24 protein-coding genes are annotated in these 24332 nt (G+C 65.8%); 18 read left to right on the forward strand and 6 right to left on the reverse strand.

Annotated features, from left to right (window positions below):
* The first annotated feature begins 103 nt into the window (after window positions 1-103).
* Both QQK25_RS01480 and ccsB read left to right on the forward strand, forming a co-directional pair.
* Window positions 104-2137 (forward strand): cytochrome c biogenesis protein ResB, encoded by a 2034-nt coding sequence (locus QQK25_RS01480; RefSeq protein WP_284186420.1) that lies wholly within the window; start codon window positions 104-106, stop codon window positions 2135-2137.
* 32 nt (window positions 2138-2169) lie between these two features.
* Window positions 2170-3309, forward strand: a complete 1140-nt coding sequence (gene ccsB / locus QQK25_RS01485) for a c-type cytochrome biogenesis protein CcsB (protein WP_284186421.1) — start codon at window positions 2170-2172, stop codon at window positions 3307-3309.
* Here ccsB and QQK25_RS01490 read toward each other — a convergent pair.
* The 5 genes from QQK25_RS01490 to ffh all read right to left on the reverse strand — a co-directional run bounded on the left by QQK25_RS01490 (window position 3294) and on the right by ffh (window position 8572).
* Window positions 3294-4130 (reverse strand): ferritin-like domain-containing protein, encoded by an 837-nt coding sequence (locus QQK25_RS01490; protein ID WP_284186422.1) that lies wholly within the window; start codon window positions 4128-4130, stop codon window positions 3294-3296. The two genes, ccsB and QQK25_RS01490, sit on opposite strands and share 16 nt — an antisense overlap.
* 98 nt (window positions 4131-4228) lie before the next feature.
* Complete coding sequence (locus tag QQK25_RS01495) at window positions 4229-4774, reverse strand: phasin family protein (RefSeq protein ID WP_284186423.1); 546 nt, start codon at window positions 4772-4774, stop codon at window positions 4229-4231.
* A 189-nt stretch (window positions 4775-4963) separates the two neighbouring features.
* A complete protein-coding gene (locus tag QQK25_RS01500) occupies window positions 4964-5581 on the reverse strand; it encodes a response regulator transcription factor (RefSeq protein ID WP_284186424.1) in 618 nt (205 codons plus the stop codon).
* A 63-nt stretch (window positions 5582-5644) separates the two neighbouring features.
* Window positions 5645-7138 carry a PAS domain-containing sensor histidine kinase gene (locus QQK25_RS01505; RefSeq protein ID WP_284186425.1) on the reverse strand — a complete coding sequence of 498 codons (1494 nt, stop codon included), beginning with the start codon at window positions 7136-7138 and terminating at the stop codon, window positions 5645-5647.
* A 72-nt stretch (window positions 7139-7210) separates the two neighbouring features.
* Window positions 7211-8572: a signal recognition particle protein gene (ffh, locus tag QQK25_RS01510; protein WP_153161424.1), complete on the reverse strand. Its 1362-nt coding sequence runs from the start codon at window positions 8570-8572 to the stop codon at window positions 7211-7213.
* A gap of 38 nt (window positions 8573-8610) precedes the next feature.
* On the opposite strand from ffh, the gene QQK25_RS01515 reads away from it, so the two are divergent.
* From QQK25_RS01515 to nudB, 12 genes are all read left to right on the forward strand, one after another.
* On the forward strand, window positions 8611-9438 hold the full coding sequence (locus tag QQK25_RS01515; RefSeq protein ID WP_284186426.1) for a cytochrome C assembly family protein: 828 nt from the start codon (window positions 8611-8613) through the stop codon (window positions 9436-9438).
* 56 nt (window positions 9439-9494) lie between these two features.
* Window positions 9495-10775 (forward strand): HlyC/CorC family transporter, encoded by a 1281-nt coding sequence (locus QQK25_RS01520; RefSeq protein ID WP_284186427.1) that lies wholly within the window; start codon window positions 9495-9497, stop codon window positions 10773-10775.
* Window positions 10776-10859: 84 nt separating this feature from the next.
* Window positions 10860-12575 carry a type IV-A pilus assembly ATPase PilB gene (gene pilB / locus QQK25_RS01525; RefSeq protein ID WP_153161421.1) on the forward strand — a complete coding sequence of 572 codons (1716 nt, stop codon included), beginning with the start codon at window positions 10860-10862 and terminating at the stop codon, window positions 12573-12575.
* Window positions 12576-12597: 22 nt separating this feature from the next.
* Window positions 12598-13839, forward strand: coding sequence for a type II secretion system F family protein (locus tag QQK25_RS01530; protein ID WP_153161420.1), 1242 nt, complete (start codon window positions 12598-12600; stop codon window positions 13837-13839).
* 18 nt (window positions 13840-13857) lie between these two features.
* Window positions 13858-14706 carry a prepilin peptidase gene (locus QQK25_RS01535; RefSeq protein ID WP_284186428.1) on the forward strand — a complete coding sequence of 283 codons (849 nt, stop codon included), beginning with the start codon at window positions 13858-13860 and terminating at the stop codon, window positions 14704-14706.
* A 117-nt stretch (window positions 14707-14823) separates the two neighbouring features.
* Window positions 14824-15090, forward strand: a complete 267-nt coding sequence (locus tag QQK25_RS01540; RefSeq protein ID WP_153161418.1) for an FmdB family zinc ribbon protein — start codon at window positions 14824-14826, stop codon at window positions 15088-15090.
* A 25-nt stretch (window positions 15091-15115) separates the two neighbouring features.
* Window positions 15116-15754, forward strand: coding sequence for a DUF502 domain-containing protein (locus tag QQK25_RS01545; RefSeq protein WP_153161417.1), 639 nt, complete (start codon window positions 15116-15118; stop codon window positions 15752-15754).
* A gap of 52 nt (window positions 15755-15806) precedes the next feature.
* Window positions 15807-17597 carry an aspartate--tRNA ligase gene (aspS, locus tag QQK25_RS01550; protein ID WP_284186429.1) on the forward strand — a complete coding sequence of 597 codons (1791 nt, stop codon included), beginning with the start codon at window positions 15807-15809 and terminating at the stop codon, window positions 17595-17597.
* Between the two features lie 139 nt (window positions 17598-17736).
* Entirely contained in the window at window positions 17737-19353 is a 1617-nt protein-coding gene (locus QQK25_RS01555) for a tetratricopeptide repeat-containing response regulator (protein ID WP_284186430.1), read from the forward strand.
* 52 nt (window positions 19354-19405) lie between these two features.
* Complete coding sequence (locus tag QQK25_RS01560) at window positions 19406-19783, forward strand: guanyl-specific ribonuclease (RefSeq protein ID WP_284186431.1); 378 nt, start codon at window positions 19406-19408, stop codon at window positions 19781-19783.
* Window positions 19784-19787: 4 nt separating this feature from the next.
* On the forward strand, window positions 19788-20231 hold the full coding sequence (locus QQK25_RS01565; RefSeq protein WP_284186432.1) for a barstar family protein: 444 nt from the start codon (window positions 19788-19790) through the stop codon (window positions 20229-20231).
* Window positions 20228-20683: a dihydroneopterin triphosphate diphosphatase gene (gene nudB, locus QQK25_RS01570; protein WP_284186433.1), complete on the forward strand. Its 456-nt coding sequence runs from the start codon at window positions 20228-20230 to the stop codon at window positions 20681-20683. The genes QQK25_RS01565 and nudB overlap by 4 nt, the downstream gene beginning before the upstream one ends.
* On the opposite strand, the gene QQK25_RS01575 is transcribed toward nudB, so the two are convergent.
* On the reverse strand, window positions 20667-20879 hold the full coding sequence (locus tag QQK25_RS01575; RefSeq protein WP_284186434.1) for a cysteine-rich CWC family protein: 213 nt from the start codon (window positions 20877-20879) through the stop codon (window positions 20667-20669). The two genes, nudB and QQK25_RS01575, sit on opposite strands and share 17 nt — an antisense overlap.
* 135 nt (window positions 20880-21014) lie before the next feature.
* Here QQK25_RS01575 and QQK25_RS01580 point away from each other — a divergent pair, with 135 nt between their 5' ends.
* The 4 genes from QQK25_RS01580 (at window position 21015) to QQK25_RS01595 (ending at window position 24039) form a co-directional block, all read left to right on the forward strand.
* Complete coding sequence (locus QQK25_RS01580) at window positions 21015-21428, forward strand: Hsp20/alpha crystallin family protein (RefSeq protein ID WP_284186435.1); 414 nt, start codon at window positions 21015-21017, stop codon at window positions 21426-21428.
* A gap of 116 nt (window positions 21429-21544) precedes the next feature.
* Window positions 21545-22444 carry an acetylglutamate kinase gene (gene argB / locus QQK25_RS01585; protein ID WP_153161410.1) on the forward strand — a complete coding sequence of 300 codons (900 nt, stop codon included), beginning with the start codon at window positions 21545-21547 and terminating at the stop codon, window positions 22442-22444.
* Window positions 22445-22671: 227 nt separating this feature from the next.
* Window positions 22672-23451, forward strand: coding sequence for a hypothetical protein (locus tag QQK25_RS01590; protein WP_284186436.1), 780 nt, complete (start codon window positions 22672-22674; stop codon window positions 23449-23451).
* 84 nt (window positions 23452-23535) lie between these two features.
* Complete coding sequence (locus QQK25_RS01595) at window positions 23536-24039, forward strand: disulfide bond formation protein B (RefSeq protein ID WP_284186437.1); 504 nt, start codon at window positions 23536-23538, stop codon at window positions 24037-24039.
* Window positions 24040-24332: the final 293 nt, after the last annotated feature.

Raw genomic sequence — 24332 nt, forward strand, 5'->3', positions numbered from 1 at the left:
ATAAAAAAGGGGTGGTCTAGGCCACCCCTTTTTCCGTTCCAATCCGCGGCCGGCAACGCAGGTCCCGACCGTTATTCCCTCGCACTTCTGCCCGACACCACCCATGCGACACCGCAGCAATTCCCGCGCACTCTACGAACTGCTCAGTTCGATGCGCTTCGCGATCAGCCTGCTGACGATCCTCGGGATCGCCTCCATCATCGGGACGGTGCTCAAGCAGAACGAGCCCTACAACAACTACCTCAACCAGTTCGGCCCGTTCTGGTTCCCGATCTTCGAGAAGCTCGGCCTCTACGCGGTCTATAACTCGGTCTGGTTCCTCACCATCCTGGCTTTCCTGGTGATCTCCACCAGCGTCTGCATCGTCCGCCAGACCCGGCCGATGCTGCTCGACATGCGCAGCTTCCGCGAGCACGCCAAGGAAAACTCCCTCGCCCAGTTCCAGCACCACGACCGGGTGCCCTGCGCGCTGCCCGCCGCCGAGGCCCAGGCCGCCGCCAGCGCCTACCTCACCCGCGCCGGCTTCACCGCCCGCAGCAACACCCGTGGCGACGGCGTGCTCCTTGCCGCCAAGCAGGGTAGCTGGTCACGCATCGGCTACTTCCTGGCCCACTCCGCCATCGTGCTGATCTGCCTTGGCGGCCTGCTCGACGGCAACCTGCCCCTCAAGGCGCAGATGGCGATGGGCGGCAAGGTGGTCACCAGCGGCAACCAGCTGATCTCCGACATCGGCCCCGAGAGCCGGCTCGGGCTCGACAACTGGAGCTTCCGCGGCAACGTGTTCATCCCCGAGGGCAAGAGCGCCAACGTGGCGGTCCTCAACGTGCAGGACGGCATCCTGCTGCAGGACCTGCCCTTCAGCGTGTCCCTCAAGAAGTTCCACCTGGACCACTACGAGAGCGGGATGCCCAAGCGCTTCGCCAGCGACATCATCATCACCGACAACGCCAGCGGCAAATCCGTCGAGAAGACCATCGAGGTGAACAAGCCCTTCGAGTTCGATGGCGTGATGATGTACCAGGCGAGCTTCGAGGACGGTGGAACAAAGCTCAAGCTCGTCGCCCACGACCTGCGCCCCGGTGCGCGTAACGACTTCCCGCTGGAAGGCGCCATCGGCGACTCCGTGAAGGTGACCACTGCCGGCCTCGACCACACCCTCGAGCTCGGCAGCTTCCGCGCCTTCAACATCGAGAACATGGCCAGCGACCAGCCCGCCGAGGCCGGCACCATGGCCAACCTCGAGAAGCACCTGGGCAGCGGCGCCAAGTCGCCCACCAAGAAGGACATGCAGAACGTCGGCCCGAGCTTCCAGTACAAGCTGCGGGATTCCGCCGGCCAGGCCCGCGAATACCAGACCTACATGCAGCCCATCCAGCAGGACGGCGCCTGGTACATGCTCTCGGGCATGCGCGATTCGCCCTCCGCCCAGTTCCGCTTCATGCGCATCCCGATGGACGCCGACGGCAAGCCCGACAGCTGGTTCATGATCCGCCGCCAGCTGATCGACAAATCCCGTCACGCCGAACTCGCCCGGCGCTTTGCCGCCACCGCCGTGGGCCAGATGGACGCCTCGGTGCGAAGCCGGATGGAAGAAACCACCCGCAAGACGCTGGAGCTCTTCGCCATCGGCGGTTTCGAGAGCCTCGGCAAGTTCATCGAGAGCACCATCCCCGAAGCCGAGCGCGACAAGGCCGCCGACGTCTTCATCAAGATCCTCGAAGGCGCCACCTGGGAAGCCTGGAAGCTCGCCCGCGCCGACGCCGGCCTGCCCGCCATCACGCTGGATGGCGCCGCTGGCCGGCTGGTGCGCGACACCCTCAACGCCACCAGCGACAGCCTGCACTACGGCGCGCCGGTGTTCTTCCAGCTGGCGGGTTTCGACGAGGTGCGCGCCACCGTGCTGCAGGTCACCCGCTCGCCGGGCAAGCCCATCGTCTATTTCGGCTCGCTGCTGCTGGTGCTGGGCGTGTTCGCAATGCTCTACATCCGCGAACGTCGGCTCTTCGTGCTGATCAAAGACTCGGGTGAGGCGCTCATCGCCCTCAGCTCCAACCGCAAGTCGATGGACGTGGAAGAATCCTTCCGGCGCCATCGGGACGGCCTTGCCGCCGCCCTCAAACCTGCAACACCGGCCTGACCGGCCCCCAATCGTTCCCAAGAGGCCAATTCATGGACATTGCCCACACCGACAACAGCGCCCTGCTCCGCCGCGTGAGCCCCGGCGACTGGCTGTTCGCCCTCGCCCTGGCGGGCGGCGCGGCCTTTGCGCTGCGCCAGTACGGCGGCTTCATGGACATCTACGAGAAGCTCATCCTGGTGCTCACCGTGCCGGCGATCGCCGCCATCGGCTGGGCCTGGAAGCCTTTCCGGCTCTTCCTGGCGGTATCGACGGCGCTGGCGCTCGCCAGCATCAGCCTGTATCAGGGCGATCTCGCCCGGGCCGAGAAGGTGTTCTTCCTCAAGTACCTCATCTCCAGCCAGACGGCGATCATGTGGATGAGCGCGCTGGTCTTCATCGCCACCGGCGCGTACTGGCTGGGCCTCCTGACCCGCTCCGACTTCGCCGAGAAGACAGGCTCCGCCCTCACCTGGAGCGCCGCCACGATGGGCACCACCGGCCTCTTCGTGCGCTGGTACGAGAGCTACCTCATCGGCACCGATGTCGGCCACATCCCCATCAGCAACCTCTACGAAGTCTTCGTGCTGTTCTCGCTGATCACCGCCCTGCTCTATCTGTACTACGAAGGCCGCTACGCCACCCGCCGGATGGGCGCCTTCGTGCTGCTGGTGATCTCGGCGGCAGTGGCCTTCCTGCTGTGGTACACCTTCTCCCGCGAGGCTCAGGAGATCCAGCCGCTGATCCCCGCACTGCAGAGCTACTGGATGAAGGTGCACGTGCCCGCCAACTTCATCGGCTACGGCGCCTTCGCGCTGGCGGCGATGATCGGCGTGGCCGACCTGCTGGTGCGCAAGGGAATCCTCGCCAGCCGCCTGCCCGCCCCCGAAGTGCTCGACGACGTGATGTACAAGGCCATCGCCATCGGCTTCGCCTTCTTCACCATCGCCACCATCCTCGGCGCCCTGTGGGCCGCCGAAGCCTGGGGCACCTACTGGCAGTGGGACCCGAAGGAGACCTGGGCCTTCATCGTGTGGCTCAACTACGCCGCTTGGCTCCACGTGCGCCTGACCAAAGGCCTGCGCGGTGCGATGCTGGCCTGGTGGGCGGTGATCGGCCTCGTCGTCACCGCCTTTGCCTTCGTCGGCGTCAATATGTTCCTGTCAGGCCTGCATTCCTACGGCTCGCTCTGATCTGCGCGGCGCGGCCTGCCGCCTTCCAGCCGGATGATCTCGGCCTCACTGAAGCCCGCCTTCCGGCGGGCTTCGGCGTTTAAAGGCTTGGGCGGCCAGGGCGCGTCGAAGTCAGTCATCAACGCCAGGTAGGTCGGTTCGGGGTCGAGCCCGCGCTCGGCGCAGAAGTGGCGGAACCACCGGTCACCCAGCGCCACGTGTACGATCTCGTCCCGCAGGATGATGTCGAGCACGCCGATGGTCGCCTCGTCGCCGATGCGCCTGAGCCCGGCCACGATCGGCGGCGTGGCGTCCAGCCCGCGCGCTTCCAGCACCCGCGGGACCAGCGCCATCCGGGCGAGCGGGTCGTCGGCGGTCTTCACGGCCATGTCCCACAGCCCGCGATGGGCCGGAAAATCCCCGTAGGCGTGGCCCAGGGCGGCCAACCGCTCGCACACCAGCCCGAAGTGGTAGGCCTCCTCGGCCGCCACCTGCAGCCAGCCGCCGTAAAAATCCGCCGGCAGATCGCGGAAGCGATAGACGCAATCCAGCGCCAGGTTGATGGCGTTGAACTCGATGTGAGCGATGGCGTGCAGCAGCGCCGCGTGGCCTTCCGGCGTATTCGGCTTGCGGCGGGGCACCGAGGTGTGGGCAATGAGTTCAGGCCGCTTGGGGCGGCCGGGGTCGTCTACCGGCTGCACGGGTTCGGGGCTGGCCGGCGGCACACCGATCCGGCCGGCGCGCCAGTCATCGTGAAGGCGGTGGGTGAGCGCCGATTTTTCATCCGGCGCGGAATTCATCAGGGCCTGCCAGGCCCGGGCGTGAAGGTCGTCTTGCGTCATGGGGCGCGATGGTAGCGCGAAGCGCTCAGACAAAAAAATGGCCGCATCCCGGAGGATGCGGCCAAATACCCTTGAACCCTGTGTTTGCGAGCGGCCGGTCAGGCAGCGGTCTTGCGCTTTGCCGCGCTGCGCGCCTTGGGCGCCGGCACGGCCACATCCTTGATGGCCAGCAGATTGGCTTCGGCGATGCCGCCGAGCTGGTCTGCCACCTTGGTGAACGATTCAAACGCCGCGTTCTGAGTGTCGAGGCCCTTGCGGATGGCCTGGAACAGCGGCGCAAAACCTTCGGGCGCGCCCTCGGCCAGGCGGTCCAGGTTTCCCTGGATCTGGCGGGTCGCGTCGGCGGTGGATTGCTTGACTGCGTCGGCGAGAATCTCGCGGGTCTCCATCAGCACCGCGTACTGCTGGCGGGCAGTGTCGGCGGCGCGGTCGAAATTCGGCTGGAGGTAGGTGGCCTGCCAGCTGGCGAGCCCTTCCGGATCCTTCACGGCGAGCAGGGCCTGCGTGGCGGCCATGGCCTCGCGGGATGACTCGAGGCCGGTCTCGACCTGCAGACGGGTCATCTTCTCGACCTGCGTTGCCAGGGTCTGGCCCAGCTCGATCAGGTTTTCCAGCGTAGCGTCCTGAAACGGACCGAATTGCATCGACATAGATTCTCCTTAATTGATCGGGGCACCGGTCTGCATCAGGACGGAAGTCTCCTCCACCCGTCATTTTTTGTGCAATGCAGCGTCAGCCATTGGGACGGATTCTGCCAAATAAGGTGTTTCCACCAAATCCGGCGTTTCCCCTTCGCGCATCCGGGAAAACCCTGAGGCGCCCCGCTCGGAGGTTCAGCTGTCGTCCCGCTCCGTGCGCACCACCACGCGCACCAGCGCGGCCAGGGAGTCGGCCTCCAGCTTCTCCATCACCCGGGCCCGGTGCTGTTCGACGGTCTTCATGCTGATGCCGAGGTCTTCGGCGATCTGCTTGTTGAGCCGGCCGGCGACCATCCCCTCCATCACGTCGCGCTCGCGCAGGGTGAGGGTATCGAGGCGCCGCTGGATGTCGGCTCGCCTGGCCTCCATGCGTCGTCGGTGGGCCGCCACCTGCACCGCCTCCTGGACGCGATCGAGGAGCACCTGCTCGTTGAAGGGCTTCTGGAGGAAGTCGAAGGCACCGTCGCGCATCGCCCGCGCCACCATCGGCACGTCGCCATGCCCGGACACGAAGATGATCGGCGCCGTATGGGCCAGGCGGATCAGGCGTTCCTGCAGGCCAACGCCCGAGAGCCCGGGCATGCGCACGTCCAGGACGAGGCAGTGGGCTCTTGCCAGCACTTCGGAGTCTTCGAGTACATCCAGTGCGCTGGCGAAACTGCGCACCGGCAAGCCAAGGGTTTCGATCAAAAGGCCGATGGAGAGTCTGACGGCATCATCGTCATCCACCACGCACACGAGCGGCGCGTCCATGATTTGTCTCCTGCCAGGTGTCTCATTATTCTTGTTTGGTGACGCTTCTTTTTTTGTGCCCGCTCAGGCGGCAGGCATCGATGGCAAGGCAAAGCAGAAGGTCGTACCCTGCGCATCACTGGATTCGACCCACATTCGTCCGCCATGGTTCTCGATGATCGTGCGACAGATCGCCAGACCCAGCCCGACCCCATCCTGCTTGGTCGTGGCGAAGGGGGCGAAAGGGTCCTGCCGAACGGATTCGGCGAGCCCCTCGCCGCAATCGATCACCGCCACCCCGACCATTCCATCGTGGTCGACCTGCGTGCGAATCACAAGGTCGCGTGACCAGGGTACCGCGCTCATGGCGTCGATGGCGTTCTTGACGAGGTTGCTCAGCACCTGTTCGAGCTGCACCTGATCGCCATTGACCAGCGGCAGCGGCTCGGCCAGCTGGAGGAGCAGCTGCACCGCGTGGGCCCGGGCCTCGAACTCGGCAAAGCGGACGACGCTCTGCACCACCTTGTTCATCGCCACCGGCGCGGATTTGAGCCCGCCCCGGCGCACGAAGCCGCGCACCCGATGCACGATGTCGCCCGCCCGCATGGCCTGCTCGGAGATCATCTTGAGGGGTTCGGCGATGCGGTTGCCGGCCGGGCCCAGCTCCTCGAGACGGCGCAGGGCCACACCAGAGAAATTGCGCAGGGCGGTGAGCGGCTGATTGAGTTCGTGGGACAACACCGAGGCCATCTCGCCCAGGTGGATCAGGTGCGCCGCGCGGGCCAGCTCGCGCTCCTGGCGCTTTTCGCGGGCGATGCTGAGGTAGTGATCGTGCACGTCGCGCACGGTGCCGATCATCCGCGACGGCCGGCCGAGGGCGTCGCGCTCCATGACCTTGCCGCGCAGCGCCACCCAGCGGTAGGTGCCGTCACTCACCAGCAGGCGGAACTCCACCTCGGTCATCGGCCGTCCGCCCGACAGGTGGGCATTGAAGGCGGCCATCGCCTTGCGCAGATCTTCCGGATGGATGCGTTCGGGCCAGATGTCGTTGCCCCGTAGCGCGGCGCCGTCCGGCCATCCGGTGATGGCGCGGAAGGACGGGCTGATGTTGATCATCCCGGTGTCGAGGGTCCAGTCCCACAGGGCGTCGCCATGACCTTCGAGGGCAAACTGCCACAGGCGCTCGGACGCCTGCAGGGTTTCGCGCTGTTCGCAGGCAACCGTGACATCGCGCAGCACGCACACGAAGCGCTCCGCCGCCCCCGCCGCATCCCGCGCCACCACCCCGCCGCGGGCGGAGAACCAGCGGTGCCGGCCTTTCCGACAGCGCAGCCGGAACTCCGCGTCGAACCCCTTACCCGCCGCGCCAAGGCATTCGTCGAGGCTGGCGAGCACGCTGTCGCGGTCGTCCGGATGGAGATGGCTGCGCCAGTCGATGGCGCTCGCGGGCGCGGGCAGGCCGAGGAGTTCGCCAAGCCTGGCCGACGAGAAGATGCAGCCGTCAGCAGGACACCAGTCCCACAGGGCGTCGCCCGAAGCCTCGACGGCGAGCCGCCAGCGATCGTCGTCGGACTTCATCGGCTTCACCTCCCACGGCCACGTGTCAGCGGCAAACAGGATTTGCCGGCTCCGGGCGGAGCCGGCCGGCAATCAGCGCAGGCCGCCGCCGGGCATCAGGCCCTTCATGGCCCGCATCATCTTCTGCATGCCGCCCTTGGAGAACTGCTTCATCATCTTCTGGGTCTGCTCGAACTGGCTGAGGAGGCGATTGACCTCCTGCACGGTCACGCCCGCGCCGGCCGCGATGCGGCGCTTGCGGGAGGCCTTGAGGAGCTCCGGCTTGGCGCGCTCAAGCGGCGTCATCGAGTTGATGATGCCCTCGATGCGGCGCACCGCCTTGTCCTCGACACCGCCCTGGAGCTGGCCCGCGGCCTGGGCAAACTGGGCCGGCAGCTTGTCGAGCAGACTGGAAAGGCCGCCCATCTTCTTCATCTGGCCGAGCTGGTCCTTGAAGTCGTTGAGGTCGAAGCCCTTGCCGCTCTTGAGCTTCTGGGCAAACTCCTTGGCCTTCTCCTCATCCACGCCGCGGCGGGCGTCCTCGACCAGCGACAGGATGTCGCCCATGCCGAGGATCCGGCTGGCCATCCGCTCGGGGTGGAACTCCTCGAGTCCGGCCAGCTTCTCGCCGACGCCGGCAAACTTGAGCGGCTTGCCGGTCACGTGGCGCACCGACAGCGCCGCACCGCCGCGGGCATCGCCGTCGAGCTTGGTGAGCACCACGCCGGTGAGCGGCAGCGCGTCGTTGAAGGCGCGAGCGGTGTTCACCGCATCCTGGCCGAGCATCGCATCGACGACGAACAGGGTTTCGATCGGCTTGACCGTGGCGTGGAGAGCCTGGATCTCCTCCATCATCACCTGGTCGATGGCGAGCCGGCCGGCGGTATCGACGAGCAGCACGTCAAAGTAGTGACGGCGGGCGTAATCGACGGCGGCCAGGGCGATGTCCACCGGCTTCTGGTCGGGCGTGGAGGGGAAGAACTCGATGCCCGCCTGCTGGGCCACCGTCTGCAGCTGGGCGATAGCCGCCGGGCGGTAGATGTCGGTGGAGACCGTGAGCACCTTCTTCTTCATCCGCTCGGTGAGCATCTTGCCGAGCTTGCCGGTGGTGGTCGTCTTGCCCGCGCCCTGCAGGCCGGCCATCAGGATGATCGCCGGCGGCTGGGTGGCCAGGTTGAGCCCCGTGTGGGCGCCGCCCATCAGGTCGGTGAGTTCGCGGTGCACCACGCCCACCAGCGCCTGGCCGGGGGTGAGGGAGCTGATCACCTCGGTGCCGACGGCCTTTTCCTTCACCCGGGCGATGAAATCCTTCACCACCGGCAAGGCCACGTCGGCCTCCAGCAGCGCCATGCGCACTTCGCGCAGGGCGTCCTGGATGTTGTCTTCGGTCAGGCGAGCCTGGCCGCGAAGGGTTTTTACGACTTTGGCAAGTCGCGTCGTGAGGTTATCCAGCATGATGGTTTGTAGCCGAGGGCTTGGGGTAAACTTCGAAGATGCCCGCGATTCTACTTCATCTCCTCCCCGCCTCCCTGTACGCGCTGCTTGGCGTGCATTTCTGGCACACCCGCTGGATCGCGCCGACCTCCGCCCCGCGCCAGGGCCTGCAGCCCAAGGAGCGCGTGCTGATGCTCGCGGCCCTCGTCGCCCACGGGTTCGCGCTCAACAGCACCTTCTTCTCGGCCGAGGGCATCCACTTCGGTTTCAGCCTCGCCCTGTCGCTCATGCTGTGGCTAGCGATCCTGTTCTACTGGATCGAGAGCCTCTATGCCCGGCTCGAGGGCCTGCAGACCCTCGGCATGCCCGTCGCCGCCGTCTGTTCGCTGCTGCCGGCCTTCTTCCCCGGCGCCCACGTGCTCGAGAACGCCAGCGCCCCGCTGTTCCGCGCCCACTTCGTGGTGGCGATGCTGGCCTACAGCCTGTTCACCCTGGCGGCCCTCCACGCCATGCTGATGTCCGTCGCCGAGCGCCGGCTGCACGGCGCCCACCTCACCCGCGCCTTCGCCGCGCTGCCGCCGCTGCTCACGATGGAAACCCTGCTGTTCCGCCTGATCGGCATCGCCTTCGTCCTGCTCACCCTCACCGTGGGCTCCGGCGTGCTGTTCTCCGAGGCGCTGTTCGGCAAGGCCTTCCGGCTCGATCACAAGACGGTCTTCGCGATCATCTCGTGGCTGATCTTCGGCAGCCTGCTGGTGGGCCGGCATTTCCAGGGCTGGCGCGGCAAGAAGGCGCAATACTGGACGCTCGCCGGCTTCATCGCGCTGATGCTCGCCTACGTGGGCAGCCGCTTCGTGGCCGAGGTGCTCCTGGGCCGCGCGGCTTGACAAGGCCCGACCCGGCCTGAATACTCGGCCCGGTTCCCCAACCGATCCCGCTCCGCTTGGACGCCATTCCCCTTTCGGCCCAGTCGGCGATCCTCGTCGCGCTGCTGGCGCTTTCCGGTTTCTTCTCGATGGCCGAAACGGCCATGATGGCGGCCAACCGCTATCGGCTGCGCTCCGCCGCCAACCAGGGCTCCCGCGGCGCCCGCCTGGCCCTCGACCTCCTCGATCAGACCGACAAGCTGCTGGGCATCATCCTGCTCTTCAACAACCTCGTGAATGCCGCCTCGGCCACCCTGGTCAGCGTCATCACGATCCAGCTCTTCGGCAGCGAGGAATGGGTGCTCGGCGTGAGTACCCTGGCGGTCACCTTCCTGATCCTGGTCTTCGCCGAGATCACCCCCAAGGTGATCGGCGCCAACCACGCCAACCGGCTCGCCTGCTTCGTCAGCTACCCGCTCTCGGGGCTGCTCAAGAGCCTTTATTTCGTGGTGTGGTTCGTCAATCTGTTCGTCGCCGGGCTGCTGCGCCTGCTGCGTCTCTCACCGAACGCGAGCCAGGACGCCCACAGCCTGTCCACCGAAGAGCTGCGCATGATGGTGCTCGAATCCGGCGCCTTCATCCCGCCCAAGCACCGCAGCATCCTGGTCAATCTCTTCGAGCTCGAGGACATCACCGTCGAGGACGTGATGATGCCGCGCAGCCAGATCGAGGCGGTCAACATCGCCGAGCCCATCGACGTCATCCAGGGCCACCTCGCCACCTGCTACCACACCCGCCTGCCGGTGTTCGACGGCGAGATGAACGCGGTGATCGGCATCCTCCACGTCCGCCGCATCCTCGGCCAGACCCTCGACCACAGCCTGTCCGCCGCCGACATCCGCGGCATGCTGTCGAAGCCGTATTTCATTCCGGCCAGCACGCCGGTGTATTCCCAGCTGCAGTTCTTCCAGGAGAACCGCGAGCGCCTCGGGCTGGTGGTGGATGAATACGGCGAGCTCCTCGGCCTCGTCACCCTTGAAGACATCATCGAGGAGCTCATCGGCAAGTTCACCACAAGCGCGCCGGACGCCGCCGACAAGCTCACCTGGCGCGAGGACGGCAGCGTGATCGTCGATGGCAGCCAGCACCTGCGCAACCTCAACCGCCGGCTGGGCCTCAATCTGCCGGTCGATGGGCCCAAGACGCTGAACGGCCTGCTGCTCGAACACCTGCAGGACATTCCCGAGGCGGGCGTGTCGGTCAAGATCGCCGGCATTCCGATCGAGGTGGTCCAGGCCGAGGACCGTCGCATCAAGAACGTGCGAATATTCCGCTCTGCTGCGAAAAAGTCGCCATAAAACGTGTCGCGGCTTTACAAGCCATCGCCCTGACGGCATGATCCGGGCACGTTCAAGGCCGATCACCCTCACAGACGCTCCGGCATGTCAGCCACTCCCCAAGCCGCTCTGAGCGGCCTCGCCCGTGCCCTCGTACAACACGGCCGGCTTCTCGAAGCCGAGGCCCTGCAGTGCACGTCCGGATCGGGGAACCCCAATGATTTCGTCCTCGAAGTCATCAACCGGGGGCTGATGAGCGCCAACGACGTGGCGCGTTTCGCGGCCGACACCTTCGGCACCCCGGCGCTCGATCTCGCCGCCTTCGAACAGTCCCACCTGGCAATCGACGCCATCGACCGCAAGTTGATGCTCAAGCATCAGGTCGTCGCCCTCGGCCGCCGCGGCAACCGCCTGGCCCTGGCCCTGGCCGATCCGTCGAACCTGCGCATCCTCGACGAAATCCGCTTCCAGACCGGCCTGGCCGTCGACCCGGTGGTGGTCGAGGCGCCCAAGCTCATCGCCCTCGTCGAGCGCCTGTCCGAAAGCGCCTCGACCGCGCTGAAGGATCTCACCGGCGAAGAGTTCGACATGGATCTGCTGGGCCAGGACGGCCTGGCGGATGCGCCGGTGATCGAGGAAAGCGCCTCCGAGGTGGACGACGCGCCGGTGGTGCGCTTCATCCAGAAGCTGCTGATCGACGCCATCAACGAAGGCGCGTCGGACATCCACTTCGAGCCCTACGAAAAGTATTACCGCATCCGATTCCGTACCGACGGCATCCTGCGCGAGATCGCCCAGCCGCCGCTGGTACTCAAGGAAAAGATCGCCGCCCGGATCAAGGTCATCTCCCGGCTCGACATCTCCGAAAAGCGCGTCCCTCAGGACGGCCGGATGAAGCTGGTGCTGTCCAAGAACAAGTCCATCGATTTCCGGGTCTCGACCCTACCCACCCTGCACGGCGAGAAGATCGTGATGCGGATCCTCGATCCGACCTCCGCCATGCTGGGCGTCGACGCCCTCGGCTACGAGCCCGATCAAAAGGCCGCCCTCCTCGACGCGGTGTCCCGCCCCTACGGCATGGTGCTCGTCACCGGCCCGACCGGTAGCGGCAAGACGGTGTCGCTCTACACCTGCCTCAACATCCTCAACAAGCCCGGCGTCAACATCAGCACCGCCGAAGATCCTGCCGAAATCAACCTGCCGGGCGTAAACCAGGTTAACGTCAACGAGAAAGCCGGCCTCACCTTCGCGTCGGCCCTGCGCGCCTTCCTGCGCCAGGATCCGGACGTGATCATGGTCGGCGAAATCCGCGACCTAGAAACCGCCGAAATCTCGGTCAAGGCGGCCCAGACAGGCCACCTCGTGCTGTCCACCCTCCACACCAACGACGCCCCGTCGACCCTCGAACGCCTAAAGAATATGGGCGTCGCGCCGTTCAATATCGCATCGTCGGTGATCATGATCACGGCGCAGCGACTCGCCCGCCGGCTATGCACCTGCAAGCAGCCGGTCGACATCCCGATCGAAGCCCTGATTTCCGCCGGTTTTGCGGAAGAAGACATCGACGGCACATGGCAGCCCTACGGCCCCAAGGGCTGCGAACGCTGCAAGGGCTCAGGCTACAAGGGGCGGCTGGGCATTTACCAGGTGATGCCGATCTCGGAAGAGATCGCACGTATAATCATGACGAACGGCAACTCGATGGACATCGCTGCCCAGGCCCAGATCGAGGGCGTCCGGGATCTGCGCCAGTCCGGACTGCTGAAAGTGAAGCAAGGGGTCACCTCTCTGACCGAAGTCCTCGCTTGCACGAACGAGTGATCGCTTCACGCGGAAATATTTGATGGCCACTGCACCCAAGAAGACCCCTGCCCGCACCACGAACGTCGCCCGCGAACACCTGTTCGTCTGGGAAGGCAAGGACAAGACCGGCAAGATCATCCGTGGCGAAATGCGCGCCACGACGGAAACCGTCGTCCAGACCGTTCTGCGCCGCCAGGGCATCCTCACCCAGAAGATCCGCAAGCAGGCCTTCTCCCGCGGCCGCTCCATCACCGACAAGGACATCGCGCTGTTCACCCGCCAGCTCGCCACGATGATGCGTTCCGGCGTGCCCCTGCTGCAATCCTTCGACATCGCCATCAAGGGCTGTGGCAATCCGTCCCTGGCCCGCCTGCTCAACGACGTCCGCGCCAACGTGGAGACCGGCAGCAGCCTGTCCCAGGCCTTCCGCCGCCACCCGGCCCACTTCGACGCGCTGTTCTGCAACCTGGTCGCCGCCGGCGAACAGGCCGGCATCCTCGATTCCCTGCTCGACCGCCTCGCCACCTACAAGGAAAAGATTCTTGCCATCAAGAGCAAGATCAAATCCGCGATGTTCTACCCGGTGGCCGTGGTCGTGGTCGCCGCGCTGGTCGTGTCGGTGATGATGCTGTTCGTGGTCCCCGAATTCAAGAAGGTGTTCTCCAGCTTCGGCGCCGACCTGCCCGCCCCGACGATGATGGTCATCGCCATATCCGACTTCTTCGTGTCCTACTGGTATATCGTTTTCGGCATCATCCTGGGCACAGTCATCGGAATATCGTATGCCTACAAGCACTCGGTACCCATGCAGATCGCCGTCGACCGGATCGTCCTGCAGATCCCGGTCATCGGTGAAGTCGTCCGCAAGGCCACCATCGCGCGCTGGACGCGCACCCTGGCAACGATGTTCGCCGCTGGCGTCCCGCTCGTCGAAGCCCTCGACTCGGTCGGTGGCGCTGCGGGCAACGTCGTCTACCGGCAGGCCACCAAGCAGATCCAGTCCGACGTGAGCACCGGCACCAGCCTCACCGTCGCCATGCAGAACGTGCTGGTCTTCCCGACCATGGTCGTCCAGATGGTCTCCATCGGCGAGGAATCCGGTCAGCTCGACTCCATGCTGAGCAAGGTCGCCGACTTCTTCGAACGCGAGGTGGACGACGCCGTTGCCGGTCTCAGCCAGCTGCTCGAGCCGATCATCATGGTGTTCCTCGGTGTCGTGATCGGCGGCCTGGTCGTCGCCATGTACCTCCCGATCTTCAAGATCGGCGCCGTGGTCTCCTGACGCCAGCTGGCGCCCATCATGGAAGTCTTTGCGGACCCGCTGGTCTTCACGGCCACCTGCACGCTGCTCGGCCTGTTTGTCGGCAGCTTCCTGAACGTCGTCATCCACCGCCTGCCGGTGATGATGGAGCGCGAGTGGCTCGCCGAGGCGGCCAGCCTGCGGGGCGAATCCCCCGACGAGCAGCCGCGTTTCAACCTCGCCACGCCGCGCTCCCGCTGTCCCCACTGCGGCCACGGGATCAGCGCCGTCGAGAACATCCCGGTGGTCAGCTACGTCCTGCTGCGCGGCCGATGCCGTCACTGCAGCGGGCCGATCAGCCCGCGTTATCCGCTCATCGAACTGTTCTGCGCCGTGGCGTCGGGTTTTGCGGCCTTCCACTTCGGTTTCGGGCTGCAGGCCGCCGGCGCACTGGTCTTCGTGTGGGCGATGATCGCCCTCAGCTTCATCGATCTCGACACCCAGCTCCTGCCCGACAGCATCACCCTGCCGCTGCTTTGGCTGGGCCTTCTCCTCAACATCGGCGGCACCTTCACCGATCTGCAGAGCGCGGTGGTCGGCGCTGCGGCCGGCTATCTGTCGCTGTGGACGGTCTTCTGGCTGTTCAAGCTCGTCACCGGCAAGGAAGGCATGGGCTACGGGGATTTCAAGCTCCTCGCCGCCATCGGTGCCTGGCTGGGCTGGCAGATCCTGCCGCTCACCATCCTGCTGTCGTCGGTGGTCGGCGCGGTCGTCGGCATCGGCCTGATCGTCCTGCGCCAGCACGGCCGCGAGATTCCCATCCCCTTCGGCCCCTACCTCGCGGCGGCGGGTCTGCTGGCCCTTTTCTGGGGCGCTTCGCTCACCACCGCCTACCTCGGAATGCTCTGAGCCCCGCGCCAGCGCTTGAAACACGCTGATTCGCCCCCATTTGCGCCGTAGCGGGCTTGTTTCGCCCGATGTTGCGATGCGCTAAACTTCGTCCCAATCGACTTTCCGGAGCTCGTCATGCCCATCTACGAGTATCGCTGCAGCGCCTGCGGCCATCAAAAAGATCACCTTCAGAAAATGAGCGATGCCCCGCTCACCGTCTGCCCCGCCTGTGGCGCAGAAGCCTACGCCAAGCAGATCTCTGCTGCCGGCTTCCAGCTCAAGGGCAACGGCTGGTACGCCACCGACTTCAAGGGCGGCTCCGGTGCCAGCCCCAAGACGGAAGCGGCCAAGTCCGAATCTCCCGCCCCCACTCCCTGCGGCGGCAGTTGCGCGTGCCACTGATCCACACGCGCCCGACCACCGCTGAATGAAAAAATACTTCGTAACCGGCCTGCTGATCTGGATTCCGCTCGTCATCACCTTCGTGGTGCTGGCGTGGATCATCACGACCCTCGACCAGATCCTGCTGCTGGTTCCGCCCACCTTCCGGCCGGACGCCCTCCTGGGCTTCCATGTGCCGGGGATCGGGGTGGTCGTCTCGCTCGTGGTCATCGTCGCCACCGGCCTGGCCGCGGCCAACTTCGTCGGCCAGCGCATGGTGCGCTTCTGGGAAAGCCTGCTGTCGCGCATCCCGGTGGTCAAGTCGATCTACTACAGCGTCAAGCAGGTGTCCGACACCCTGCTGTCGAGCAATGGCCAGGCCTTCCGCAAGGCGCTGCTCATCCAGTATCCCCGCGAAGGCATGTGGACCATCGGCTTCCAGACCGGCTCGCCCGGCGGCGATGCGGCGCACCATCTGGGCAACGACTTCGTCAGCGTGTATGTGCCCACCACGCCCAACCCGACATCGGGCTTCTTCCTGATGCTGCCCCGCAAGGATGCCATCGAGCTCGACATGAGCGTCGATGAGGCCCTCAAGTACATCATCTCGATGGGCGTGGTTTCGCCGCCACCGTCCAACCGGCCACCTGCGCTCAAGCCGGCCGCCGCCCTTCTGAATCAATAACGCGTCTGCCCGGCAGGCGCGTTCCGTTTTCCCAGGAAATAAAGACCCCATCATGCGAACTCAATACTGCGGCCTCGTATCGACCGCCTACCTCGACCAGATCGTCACCCTCTGCGGCTGGGTTCACCGCCGGCGCGACCACGGTGGCGTGATCTTCATCGACCTGCGCGACCGTGAAGGTCTTGTCCAGGTGGTGTGCGACCCGGACCGTGCCGACATGTTCCAGGTGGCTGAATCGGTCCGTAACGAGTTCGTCCTGAAGATCACCGGCAAGGTGCGTCGCCGCCCCGGTGGCACCGAGAACACCAACCTCGTCTCCGGCGAGATCGAGGTGCTGTGCCACGAGATCGAGGTGCTCAACACCTCCTCCACGCCCCCGTTCCAGCTCGACGAGGAAAACCTCTCCGAGACCACCCGCCTGACCCACCGCGTCATCGACCTGCGCCGTCCGCAGATGCAGAAGAACATGATCCTGCGCTACCGCACGGCCATGGCCTTCCGCCGCTTCCTCGACGCCCAGGGCTTCATCGACATCGAAACCCCGATGCTCACCAAGAGCACCCCGGAAGGCGCCCGAGACTACCTCGTGCCCTCCCGCGTGCATGATGGCCAGTTCTTCGCGCTGCCCCAGTCGCCGCAGCTCTTCAAGCAGATGCTGATGGTGGCCGGCTACGACCGCTACTACCAGATCGTCAAGTGCTTCCGTGACGAAGACCTGCGCGCCGACCGCCAGCCGGAATTCACCCAGGTCGATATCGAGACCTCCTTCCTCACCGAAGCCGAGATCACGGCGATGATGGAAGAGATGATCCGCACCGTCTTCAAGGAAGTGCTGGCCGTCGAGCTGCCCAACCCCTTCCCGCGCATGACCTACGCGGAAGCCATGGCCCGCTTCGGCTCCGACAAGCCCGACATGCGCGTCACCCTCGAACTCACCGACGTCACCGACGCGGTGGCCGACGTGGCCTTCAAGGTCTTCAGTGGCCCCGCCACCTCGGGCGGCCGTGTTGCCGCCATGCGCGTGCCGGGCGGCGCCAGCCTCACCCGTGGCGAGATCGACGAGTACACCAAGTTCGTCAGCATCTACGGCGCCCGTGGCCTCGCCTACATCAAGGTGAATGACGTCACCCAGGTGAATGAAACCGGCCTCCAGTCGCCGATCGTCAAGAACCTCCACGAAACCGCCCTGCGCACCATCCTCGAGCGCACCGGCGCCCAGTCCGGCGACCTGATCTTCTTCGGCGCCGACAAGACCAAGGTGGTGAATGACGCCCTCGGCGCCCTGCGCATCAAGCTCGGCCACGAGAAGGGTTTCGTCAACGGCAAGGCCTGGGAACCCCTGTGGGTCGTCGATTTCCCGATGTTCGAATACGACGACGAGGACAAGCGCTGGACCGCCTGCCACCACCCCTTCACCAGCCCGAAGGACGAGCACCTTGAGCTGCTCACCACCGATCCGGGCAAGTGCCTCGCCAAGGCCTACGACCTCGCCCTCAACGGCTGGGAAATCGGCGGCGGCTCGGTGCGTATCCACCGCGCCGAAGTGCAGGAGAAGGTCTTCACCGCCCTCAACATCGGACCGGAAGAACAGCAGGCCAAGTTTGGCTTCCTGCTCGACGCCCTCAAGTACGGCGCGCCCCCGCACGGCGGCCTCGCCTTCGGCCTTGATCGCATCGTCACGATGATGACCGGCGCCGAATCCATCCGCGACGTGATCGCCTTCCCCAAGACCCAGCGCGCCCAGTGCCTGCTCACCGACGCCCCGTCGCCGGTGGACGAGAAGCAGCTGCGCGAACTGCACATCCGCCTGCGCGCCAAGACACCGGAAGCGCCGGCCGCCTGATCGACGCGCCGTCAGGCTGCACCAAAGCGGGGCAAACGGTTCGTCGTTTGCCCCTTTTTATTGGGTCTGCCTATCAAGAATCACCCTCTCCAGCCGTTTGCATGGATGACCGCGCCCATCCAATGCATAACGAGCCTCCGTGATCGATCTCGACACCATTTCCGCCCTCATCGTCGAAGCCAATCCGAACATGCGGACGCAGCTCCGCAACATGCTCAACATGAGCGGCATCGCCAAGGTCCAGTTTGCCGTCTCGGCCGGGGTCGCCGTGCGCAAGCTGCGGGACGCTCGCTTCGACCTGATCCTCTGCGAATACCACATCGGTGACGGCCAGGATGGTCAGCACCTGCTCGAAGACCTGCGTCACAACGGCATCATTCCCCTGGCGACGCTGTTCATCATGGTCACCGGAGAACGCCAGTACGAACGCGTGGTGAGCGCCGCCGAGCTCGCGCCAAACGATTACATCCTCAAGCCCTTCGCCGCCGACACGCTCCACGACCGCATCCTGCGCGCCCTCGAGAAACGCGACGCCTTCATGCCGGCCTACAAGCTCATCGAATTGGGCAACGTGCCCGACGCCATCGCCTACTGCGCCGAGGCCGAAGGCAAGTTTCCCCAGTGGGCGCTGGATTTCCTGCGCCTGCGGGCCGAGCTCCATGTGGCCAGCGGCCAGGCCGACACGGCCCAGCAGCTCTACGAACGCATCCTCGAGAACCGCAGCGTCCCGTGGGCCCGCCTTGGCCTCGCGAAGACGCTGTACATGCAGAAACGCTTCACCGAAGCCACCGACATGCTGCAGGCGCTGGTGAGCGAGAACGACCTCTTCGTGGATGCCTACGACTGGCTCGCCCGCACCCGCGAAGCCGCCGGAAATCTCGAATCCGCCCGCAGCATCCTGGCCAGCGCCACCGCCCTGTCGCCCCACCGGATCGGCCGCCTGCGCCGCCTGGGCGAACTGTCCATCGAGACGGGCGATCACGAAGGCGCCGAGAAAGTCCTCAGCGAGGTCGTGCGCAAGGGCAAGTATTCCGATTTCCGCGATCCCGAAGACCACGTCCGCCTGCTCCAGGCCCAGCTCGGCAAGGGCGACACCGTGCAAGCGGAAGCCACGATCCGCGACCTCGAGCGCTCCATGGCCGGGATGGAGAAGACGCGCCACTGTTCCACCCTCTCCAGCGCCCTCGTCCATGTAAAGAAGGGCGACACCCAGCGGGCCGGCGACGCGCTCAAATCGCTCCTCGCAGAGCGGGGTGCCGCCCAGTCCCTGTCACCCAAGCTCAAGGGCGAGCTGGCCCGTGCCTGCTTCGCCAGCCAGCTCGACGACCACGGCACCGAAGTCGTCCTCGACATCATGCGCAACGCCCCGGACGAACGCGCCGTCGCGCAGGCCAAGGCGATGCTGAAGGATGTCGGCAAGGAAGCACTCGGCGAGCAGCTCGCCGGCCAGATCGACGGCGAGGTCAAGGATCTCGTCTCCGAGGGCGCCCGCAAGGCCCAGGGCGGCGATTACGACGGCGCCGTACAACTGATGCTGAGCGCCGTCCGGCGCATGCCCGGCAACACCCACGTGCTGTTCAACGCCACCCTGGCGCTGCTCAAGCACATCGAGAACTGCGGCTGGAACGAGCGTTTTGCCGAGCAGGCCCGCGGCATGATGGAACGGGCCCGCGCGCAGGATCCGGGCAACAGCCGCCTGCCGGCCCTCACCGCCTACTATTACTCCCTGCTCAAGCGGTACGGCATCCATGCCTGAGGCGCCGGCTGCTAAACTTGCGGCATAGCCGTTTCACGCCGAGCCCATTGCCATGCTTGCCCGCCTGTTCCGCCTTGCCTTCATTCTCGTGCTGCTGGTTGCCGGCGGCGCGCACGCCCGCGACTTCCTCGACTGGCGCGGCAACGGGATCGACAACATCCCGGTGGCCGAACTCCCCCGGGAAGCCCGTGAAACCCTGGCCCTGATCCACCAGGGTGGCCCCTACCCCTACCGCCGCGACGGCATCACCTTCCAGAACCGCGAAGGCCGCCTGCCCGACGCAGCCCGTGGCTACTACCGGGAGTTCACCGTAACCACCCCCGGCTCCCGCGATCGCGGTGCCCGGCGCATCGTCAGCGGCGGCAACCCGCCCACGGTGTTCTACTACTCCGACGACCACTACCGCAGCTTCCGCCGGATCCGGGAGTGAGGCCATGAGCGCACCGCATTTCCATTCACTGCTCTCCCGGGCCGAAAGGGCCGGGATCTTCCGCATGCCCTACGCCGCCGACCTGGCCATCGAGGAAGCCGCCGAAAGCCTCGAATATCCGATCCACCGCGTCGATCTCTCGCGGGTCACCACCAAGGAAGCCTTCCTCGCCGCAGTGGGCGAGGCGCTGGCGTTTCCCGACTGGTACGGCCACAACTGGGACGCCTTGGCCGACTGCCTGACCGACCTGTCGTGGATGGCCGCCGATGGCTACGTGATCGTCCTCGACCACGCCGACACCTTTGCAGCCGCCTGCCCCACCGATTTCGCCACCGCCCTGTCGATCTTCCAGGACGCCGCCGACACCTGGCGCGAGGACAGCATTCCCTTCTGGACTCTCGTCGGCACCGCCACCGGCAACATGGACTGGCTGCAGGATCTGGAGTGAGCCAGCCCTACAAGCAGCCCGTCTCGGTGCTGGTGGTGATCCACACCCCGCAGCTCGACGTGCTGCTGCTCGAACGCGCCGGCAACCCCGGCCTGTGGCAGTCGGTCACCGGCAGCCGGGAGGGCGACGAAGCCCTGGCCACCACCGCGCTGCGCGAAGTGGCCGAGGAAACCGGCATCCACGCGGCCCCTGAAGCCCTCATCGACTGGCGGCTCGCCAACCGTTTCCCTATCCTCCAGCGCTGGCGTGCGCGCTACGCCCCCGGCGTCACCCACAACACCGAACACCTCTTCAGCCTGTGCGTGCCGGCCATCGTGCCCGCCCGCATTGCGCCGGACGAGCACACCGCGGCCGGCTGGCTGCCTTGGGCCGAGGCCGCCGGCAAGGTCTTCTCGTGGACCAACCGCGACGCCATCCGCCTCGTCGCCCGCAGCCTCAGCACGCCGGGCTAGCCTTGGCGGCTTCGATGCGCTTCTTCAGGCAATCCGGGCAGTAGCAGCTGCCGGTCTGTTCGTCCTGCGGCACCGCCAGGATCGGCGGAAAGGCCGCACACCAGCAGCTTGTCTCGCCGGCATTCATCCCGCAGGTAAAGGCCGCGCCACAGGCGGGGCAGATGTTGGTCGGGGCGGGGTTCTGGCACGATTCCATGGCGATTCCTTCTCCTTTTTCTGGCCCCGGAGTTTATCCCCGGACAGGGCTTGAAGTGCCTCCGAGGCGACCTTATATACGCATCAGAGAGGGCAGGCGCCCTCAGGACCGCAACCGGAAAAAGGAGACTGACGAATGAGCAACGTTTCTCGCCGCGACCCTCTGGACGATTTCTTCCGTGGTTTCTTCGTGCGCCCCGTCGAATATGGCAGCGCCACCGAAGCACCCCAGATGCGGGTCGATGTAAAGGAAGTGGACGACGCCTTCCAGGTGCACGCCGAACTGCCCGGCATCAAGAAGGAAGACATCCACGTGCATATCGACGGCCCGGTGGTGTCCATCAGCGCCGAGCGCAAGCAGGAAAAGGAAGCCAAGGAAGGCGAACGGGTGCTGCGCACCGAGCGTTACTTCGGCCAGGTTTCCCGCAGCTTCCAGCTCGGGCAGGACGTGGATGAAAGCAAGGCCTCTGCAAAATTCACCGACGGCGTGCTTGAACTGTCGCTTCCGAAGAAGACCGCGCCGCAAGCCAAGCGCCTCGTCATCGACTGACCACGCAATACGCCGTTTCACTCTCGAAAGCGGGAAGAGCGATCTTCCCGCTTTTTGTTTGCGGGCCCCCTCATTACAATCGCGGCTACCCGCAACCAACCTGCGCGCAGATAACCATGAGCCAGCATCTCGACACTTCCGACCTGTCCCCCGCCCAGAAAGCCGCCATCATCGCCGAAGCCCTGCCGTACATCCGGCGCTTCCAGGACAAGACCCTCGTCATCAAGTACGGCGGCAACGCAATGACCGATCCGCACCTGAAGGAGTGCTTCGCCCGCGACGTGGTGCTGCTCAAGCTGGTCGGCTTCAACCCGGTGGTCGTCCACGGCGGCGGCCCGCAGATCGAGACGATGCTGTCCCGCGTCGGCAAGAAGGGCGAATTCGTCCAGGGCATGCGCGTCACCGACGCCGAGACCATGGAAGTCGTCGAGATGGTGCTGGGCGGCCACGTGAACAAGGAAATCGTCAGCCTCATCAACCAGGCCGGCGGCAAGGCCGTGGGCCTCACCGGCAAGGATTCCAACTTCATCCGCGCCAAGAAGCTGATGATGGAAAACAAGGACGCCCCGGGCGAGTTCATCGATATCGGCCAGGTGGGTGACATCACCCAGGTGGACCCGAGCCTGATCTCCTTCCTCGACCAGGGCGACTTCATTCCGGTGATCGCCCCGATCGGCGTCGGCGAAGACGGCGAGAGCTACAACATCAACGCCGACGTGGTGGCCGGCAAGCTGGCCGAGATCCTCAAGGCCGAAAAGCTGGTGCTCCTCACCAACACCCCGGGCGTGCTCGACAAGGAAGGCAAGCTCCTCACCGGCCTCACTCCGCGCGACATCGACAACCTGGTCGCAGACGGCACCCTCTCCGGCGGCATGCTGCCGAAGATCGCCTCGGCGCTGGACGCCGCGCGCAATGGCGTGCGCAGCGTGCACATCATCGACGGCCGCGTCGAACACTGCCTGCTCCTCGAGATCCTCACCGACCACGGCGTCGGCACGATGATCAAGAGCAAGTAAGGGCGGCCCTCCGGGGCCCGCACGGCAGGAATCAAAAGGGGCTTCGCGCCCCTTTTGCCGTTTTCAGTCCCAAGAATCTGGCTGCGTCGTGTCAAACAATGACAAATCCCCCTCCGACGCCCAATCGCTCACGGCACATGCGCTCAGGGCGAGGCATTTTGTAGGAAGACACAAAATCCCAAAACGGGCACCCATCGTCGGATGCCCACCAGACTGGAAGTGCCGTGATGAAGTTTTCGAAAATACTGACCGCAACCCTCAGCCTCGCCCTTGCCGCCTGCGGCGGTGGCGGTGGTGGCGGCGGATCAACCAGCACCTCCACCAGCACCACGGAACCCCCTCTGACGCCGACCCCGATCGTCACCCAGAACGTCGGCCTGTGGCGCGGCACGACCAGCACCGGTCGCAGCCAGAGCCTCATCCTGTTCGAGGACGGTCGCGCATACCAGCTTTACAGCGCAGTCTCCGACCCCGCCACGACCGGCGGCGTGATCATCGGCAGCGCCAGCGGCACGGCCTCCAGCCTGAGCCTGCGCGCCGTGGATTTCAGCTGGGAAGGCCACGCCAGCGCCATGACCACCATCGCCGGCACGCTCGATGGCGCCGGCAACTACAACGGCAGCGCCACCTACGATGCGGACGCCAGCCGCAACTTCAGCTTCACCTCAGCCTACCGGCCGCCGACGGCCCAGGTTATCGGCATGGCCGACGTGATCGGCGCCTACGCCGGCACCGATCGCACCACCGTGCTCACCATCCGCGCCGACGGCCTGATGCGCGGCGTGGCGTTCTCGCCCGACTGCGCCTTCATCGGCAGCATCGCCCCCACCAGGAACTACACCACCCTGATGCAGATGTCCCTCACCTTCCAGGGCGGCGCCTGCACCTTCGGCACCCAGACCCTCGAAGGCATCGCCATCTACGATCCGACCCTGCGCACCCTGCAGGGCGTCGCGCTGGTGGACACGGGCACCCGGGTCGCCCTGTTCCTCGCCCGCAAGAGCTGATCCCGCAGCCCGGGGAGCGCACCACGCCCCTGGTGGGCTCGGGCCGGCTACAATGGCGGCCGGTCCGTTCCCCCTGACACGCTGATGCCTTCCCGCACGCCGTTCCGTCTCCTCGCCCTGTCACTCTTTGCCGTGTGTGCCGGCCTGCTCGCCGCCGGCCTTTACCTTCAGCACGTTCAGGGCATCGAGCCCTGCCCGATGTGCATCATGCAGCGCTATGCCCTGGCCGTGTGCGGCGTGATCGGCCTGGTCGCCGGGCTGCACAACCCGCGTCATGGCGGGCAGAACGGCTACGCCGCGCTGCTGGCCGTGGCGGCCCTCGCCGGTGGCGGCGTCGCGGCCCGGCAGTCGTGGATCCAGTGGTTCCCGCCGGCGGTGTCCGAATGCGGGCCCGGGCTCGAATACATGCTCGAGAGCTTTCCCCTCGCCTCGTCGCTGCCGATGATCTTCCGCGGCGCCGGCGACTGCTCGGTGGTGGACTGGACCTTCCTCCACCTCACCATCGCCAACTGGTCCTTCCTGGTCTTCGCCGCCATCCTCGGCAGCCTGGCCGCCTATCTGCTGCGGCGCAAGAAATCCGCCTTCTGAACCACGCCCCACCACGGGGCCAGGCGCACCAGCGCGGTGCAGTTTCGGCCGCCCGCCGCCCCTGCCGGACCACCCAAAACCCCGCCCAGCGGGGTTTTTTGTTGATGGCACGATAGCTGCTTTGCGTAACCCATCGAATGTGGGCCCGCGGCAATAGAGCTTTTGCTGCACCGCCCGCAACCTGACACTAGGTGCCAGTGTGCCCGTCCCCCACGACGCGGCGCCGCGCACGGGCCAACGGCGGCCCCACCGCGCGATCAACGACGATCTCTCCTGCCCAAGGCTTACGCCCG

Origin of the sequence: Zoogloea oryzae, assembly GCF_030161255.1 — a bacterium.
In the GTDB taxonomy this organism is placed as follows: domain Bacteria; phylum Pseudomonadota; class Gammaproteobacteria; order Burkholderiales; family Rhodocyclaceae; genus Zoogloea; species Zoogloea oryzae.

What these genes read in the sequence shown, in the direction of transcription:
- QQK25_RS01495 (WP_284186423.1), bottom strand. Translation starts at nt 4,774, where the DNA reads ATGCAATTCGGTCCGTTTCAGGACGCTACGCTGGAAAACCTGATCGAG.
- pilB (WP_153161421.1), top strand. Translation starts at nt 10,860, where the DNA reads ATGTCAGCCACTCCCCAAGCCGCTCTGAGCGGCCTCGCCCGTGCCCTC.
- QQK25_RS01595 (WP_284186437.1), top strand. Translation starts at nt 23,536, where the DNA reads ATGCCTTCCCGCACGCCGTTCCGTCTCCTCGCCCTGTCACTCTTTGCC.
- ccsB (WP_284186421.1), top strand. Translation starts at nt 2,170, where the DNA reads ATGGACATTGCCCACACCGACAACAGCGCCCTGCTCCGCCGCGTGAGC.
- QQK25_RS01575 (WP_284186434.1), bottom strand. Translation starts at nt 20,879, where the DNA reads ATGGAATCGTGCCAGAACCCCGCCCCGACCAACATCTGCCCCGCCTGT.
- QQK25_RS01540 (WP_153161418.1), top strand. Translation starts at nt 14,824, where the DNA reads ATGCCCATCTACGAGTATCGCTGCAGCGCCTGCGGCCATCAAAAAGAT.
- ffh (WP_153161424.1), bottom strand. Translation starts at nt 8,572, where the DNA reads ATGCTGGATAACCTCACGACGCGACTTGCCAAAGTCGTAAAAACCCTT.
- QQK25_RS01530 (WP_153161420.1), top strand. Translation starts at nt 12,598, where the DNA reads ATGGCCACTGCACCCAAGAAGACCCCTGCCCGCACCACGAACGTCGCC.
- QQK25_RS01500 (WP_284186424.1), bottom strand. Translation starts at nt 5,581, where the DNA reads ATGGACGCGCCGCTCGTGTGCGTGGTGGATGACGATGATGCCGTCAGA.
- QQK25_RS01535 (WP_284186428.1), top strand. Translation starts at nt 13,858, where the DNA reads ATGGAAGTCTTTGCGGACCCGCTGGTCTTCACGGCCACCTGCACGCTG.
- QQK25_RS01580 (WP_284186435.1), top strand. Translation starts at nt 21,015, where the DNA reads ATGAGCAACGTTTCTCGCCGCGACCCTCTGGACGATTTCTTCCGTGGT.
- argB (WP_153161410.1), top strand. Translation starts at nt 21,545, where the DNA reads ATGAGCCAGCATCTCGACACTTCCGACCTGTCCCCCGCCCAGAAAGCC.
- QQK25_RS01565 (WP_284186432.1), top strand. Translation starts at nt 19,788, where the DNA reads ATGAGCGCACCGCATTTCCATTCACTGCTCTCCCGGGCCGAAAGGGCC.
- QQK25_RS01505 (WP_284186425.1), bottom strand. Translation starts at nt 7,138, where the DNA reads ATGAAGTCCGACGACGATCGCTGGCGGCTCGCCGTCGAGGCTTCGGGC.
- QQK25_RS01490 (WP_284186422.1), bottom strand. Translation starts at nt 4,130, where the DNA reads ATGACGCAAGACGACCTTCACGCCCGGGCCTGGCAGGCCCTGATGAAT.
- QQK25_RS01515 (WP_284186426.1), top strand. Translation starts at nt 8,611, where the DNA reads ATGCCCGCGATTCTACTTCATCTCCTCCCCGCCTCCCTGTACGCGCTG.
- QQK25_RS01480 (WP_284186420.1), top strand. Translation starts at nt 104, where the DNA reads ATGCGACACCGCAGCAATTCCCGCGCACTCTACGAACTGCTCAGTTCG.
- QQK25_RS01560 (WP_284186431.1), top strand. Translation starts at nt 19,406, where the DNA reads ATGCTTGCCCGCCTGTTCCGCCTTGCCTTCATTCTCGTGCTGCTGGTT.
- QQK25_RS01545 (WP_153161417.1), top strand. Translation starts at nt 15,116, where the DNA reads ATGAAAAAATACTTCGTAACCGGCCTGCTGATCTGGATTCCGCTCGTC.
- QQK25_RS01590 (WP_284186436.1), top strand. Translation starts at nt 22,672, where the DNA reads ATGAAGTTTTCGAAAATACTGACCGCAACCCTCAGCCTCGCCCTTGCC.
- aspS (WP_284186429.1), top strand. Translation starts at nt 15,807, where the DNA reads ATGCGAACTCAATACTGCGGCCTCGTATCGACCGCCTACCTCGACCAG.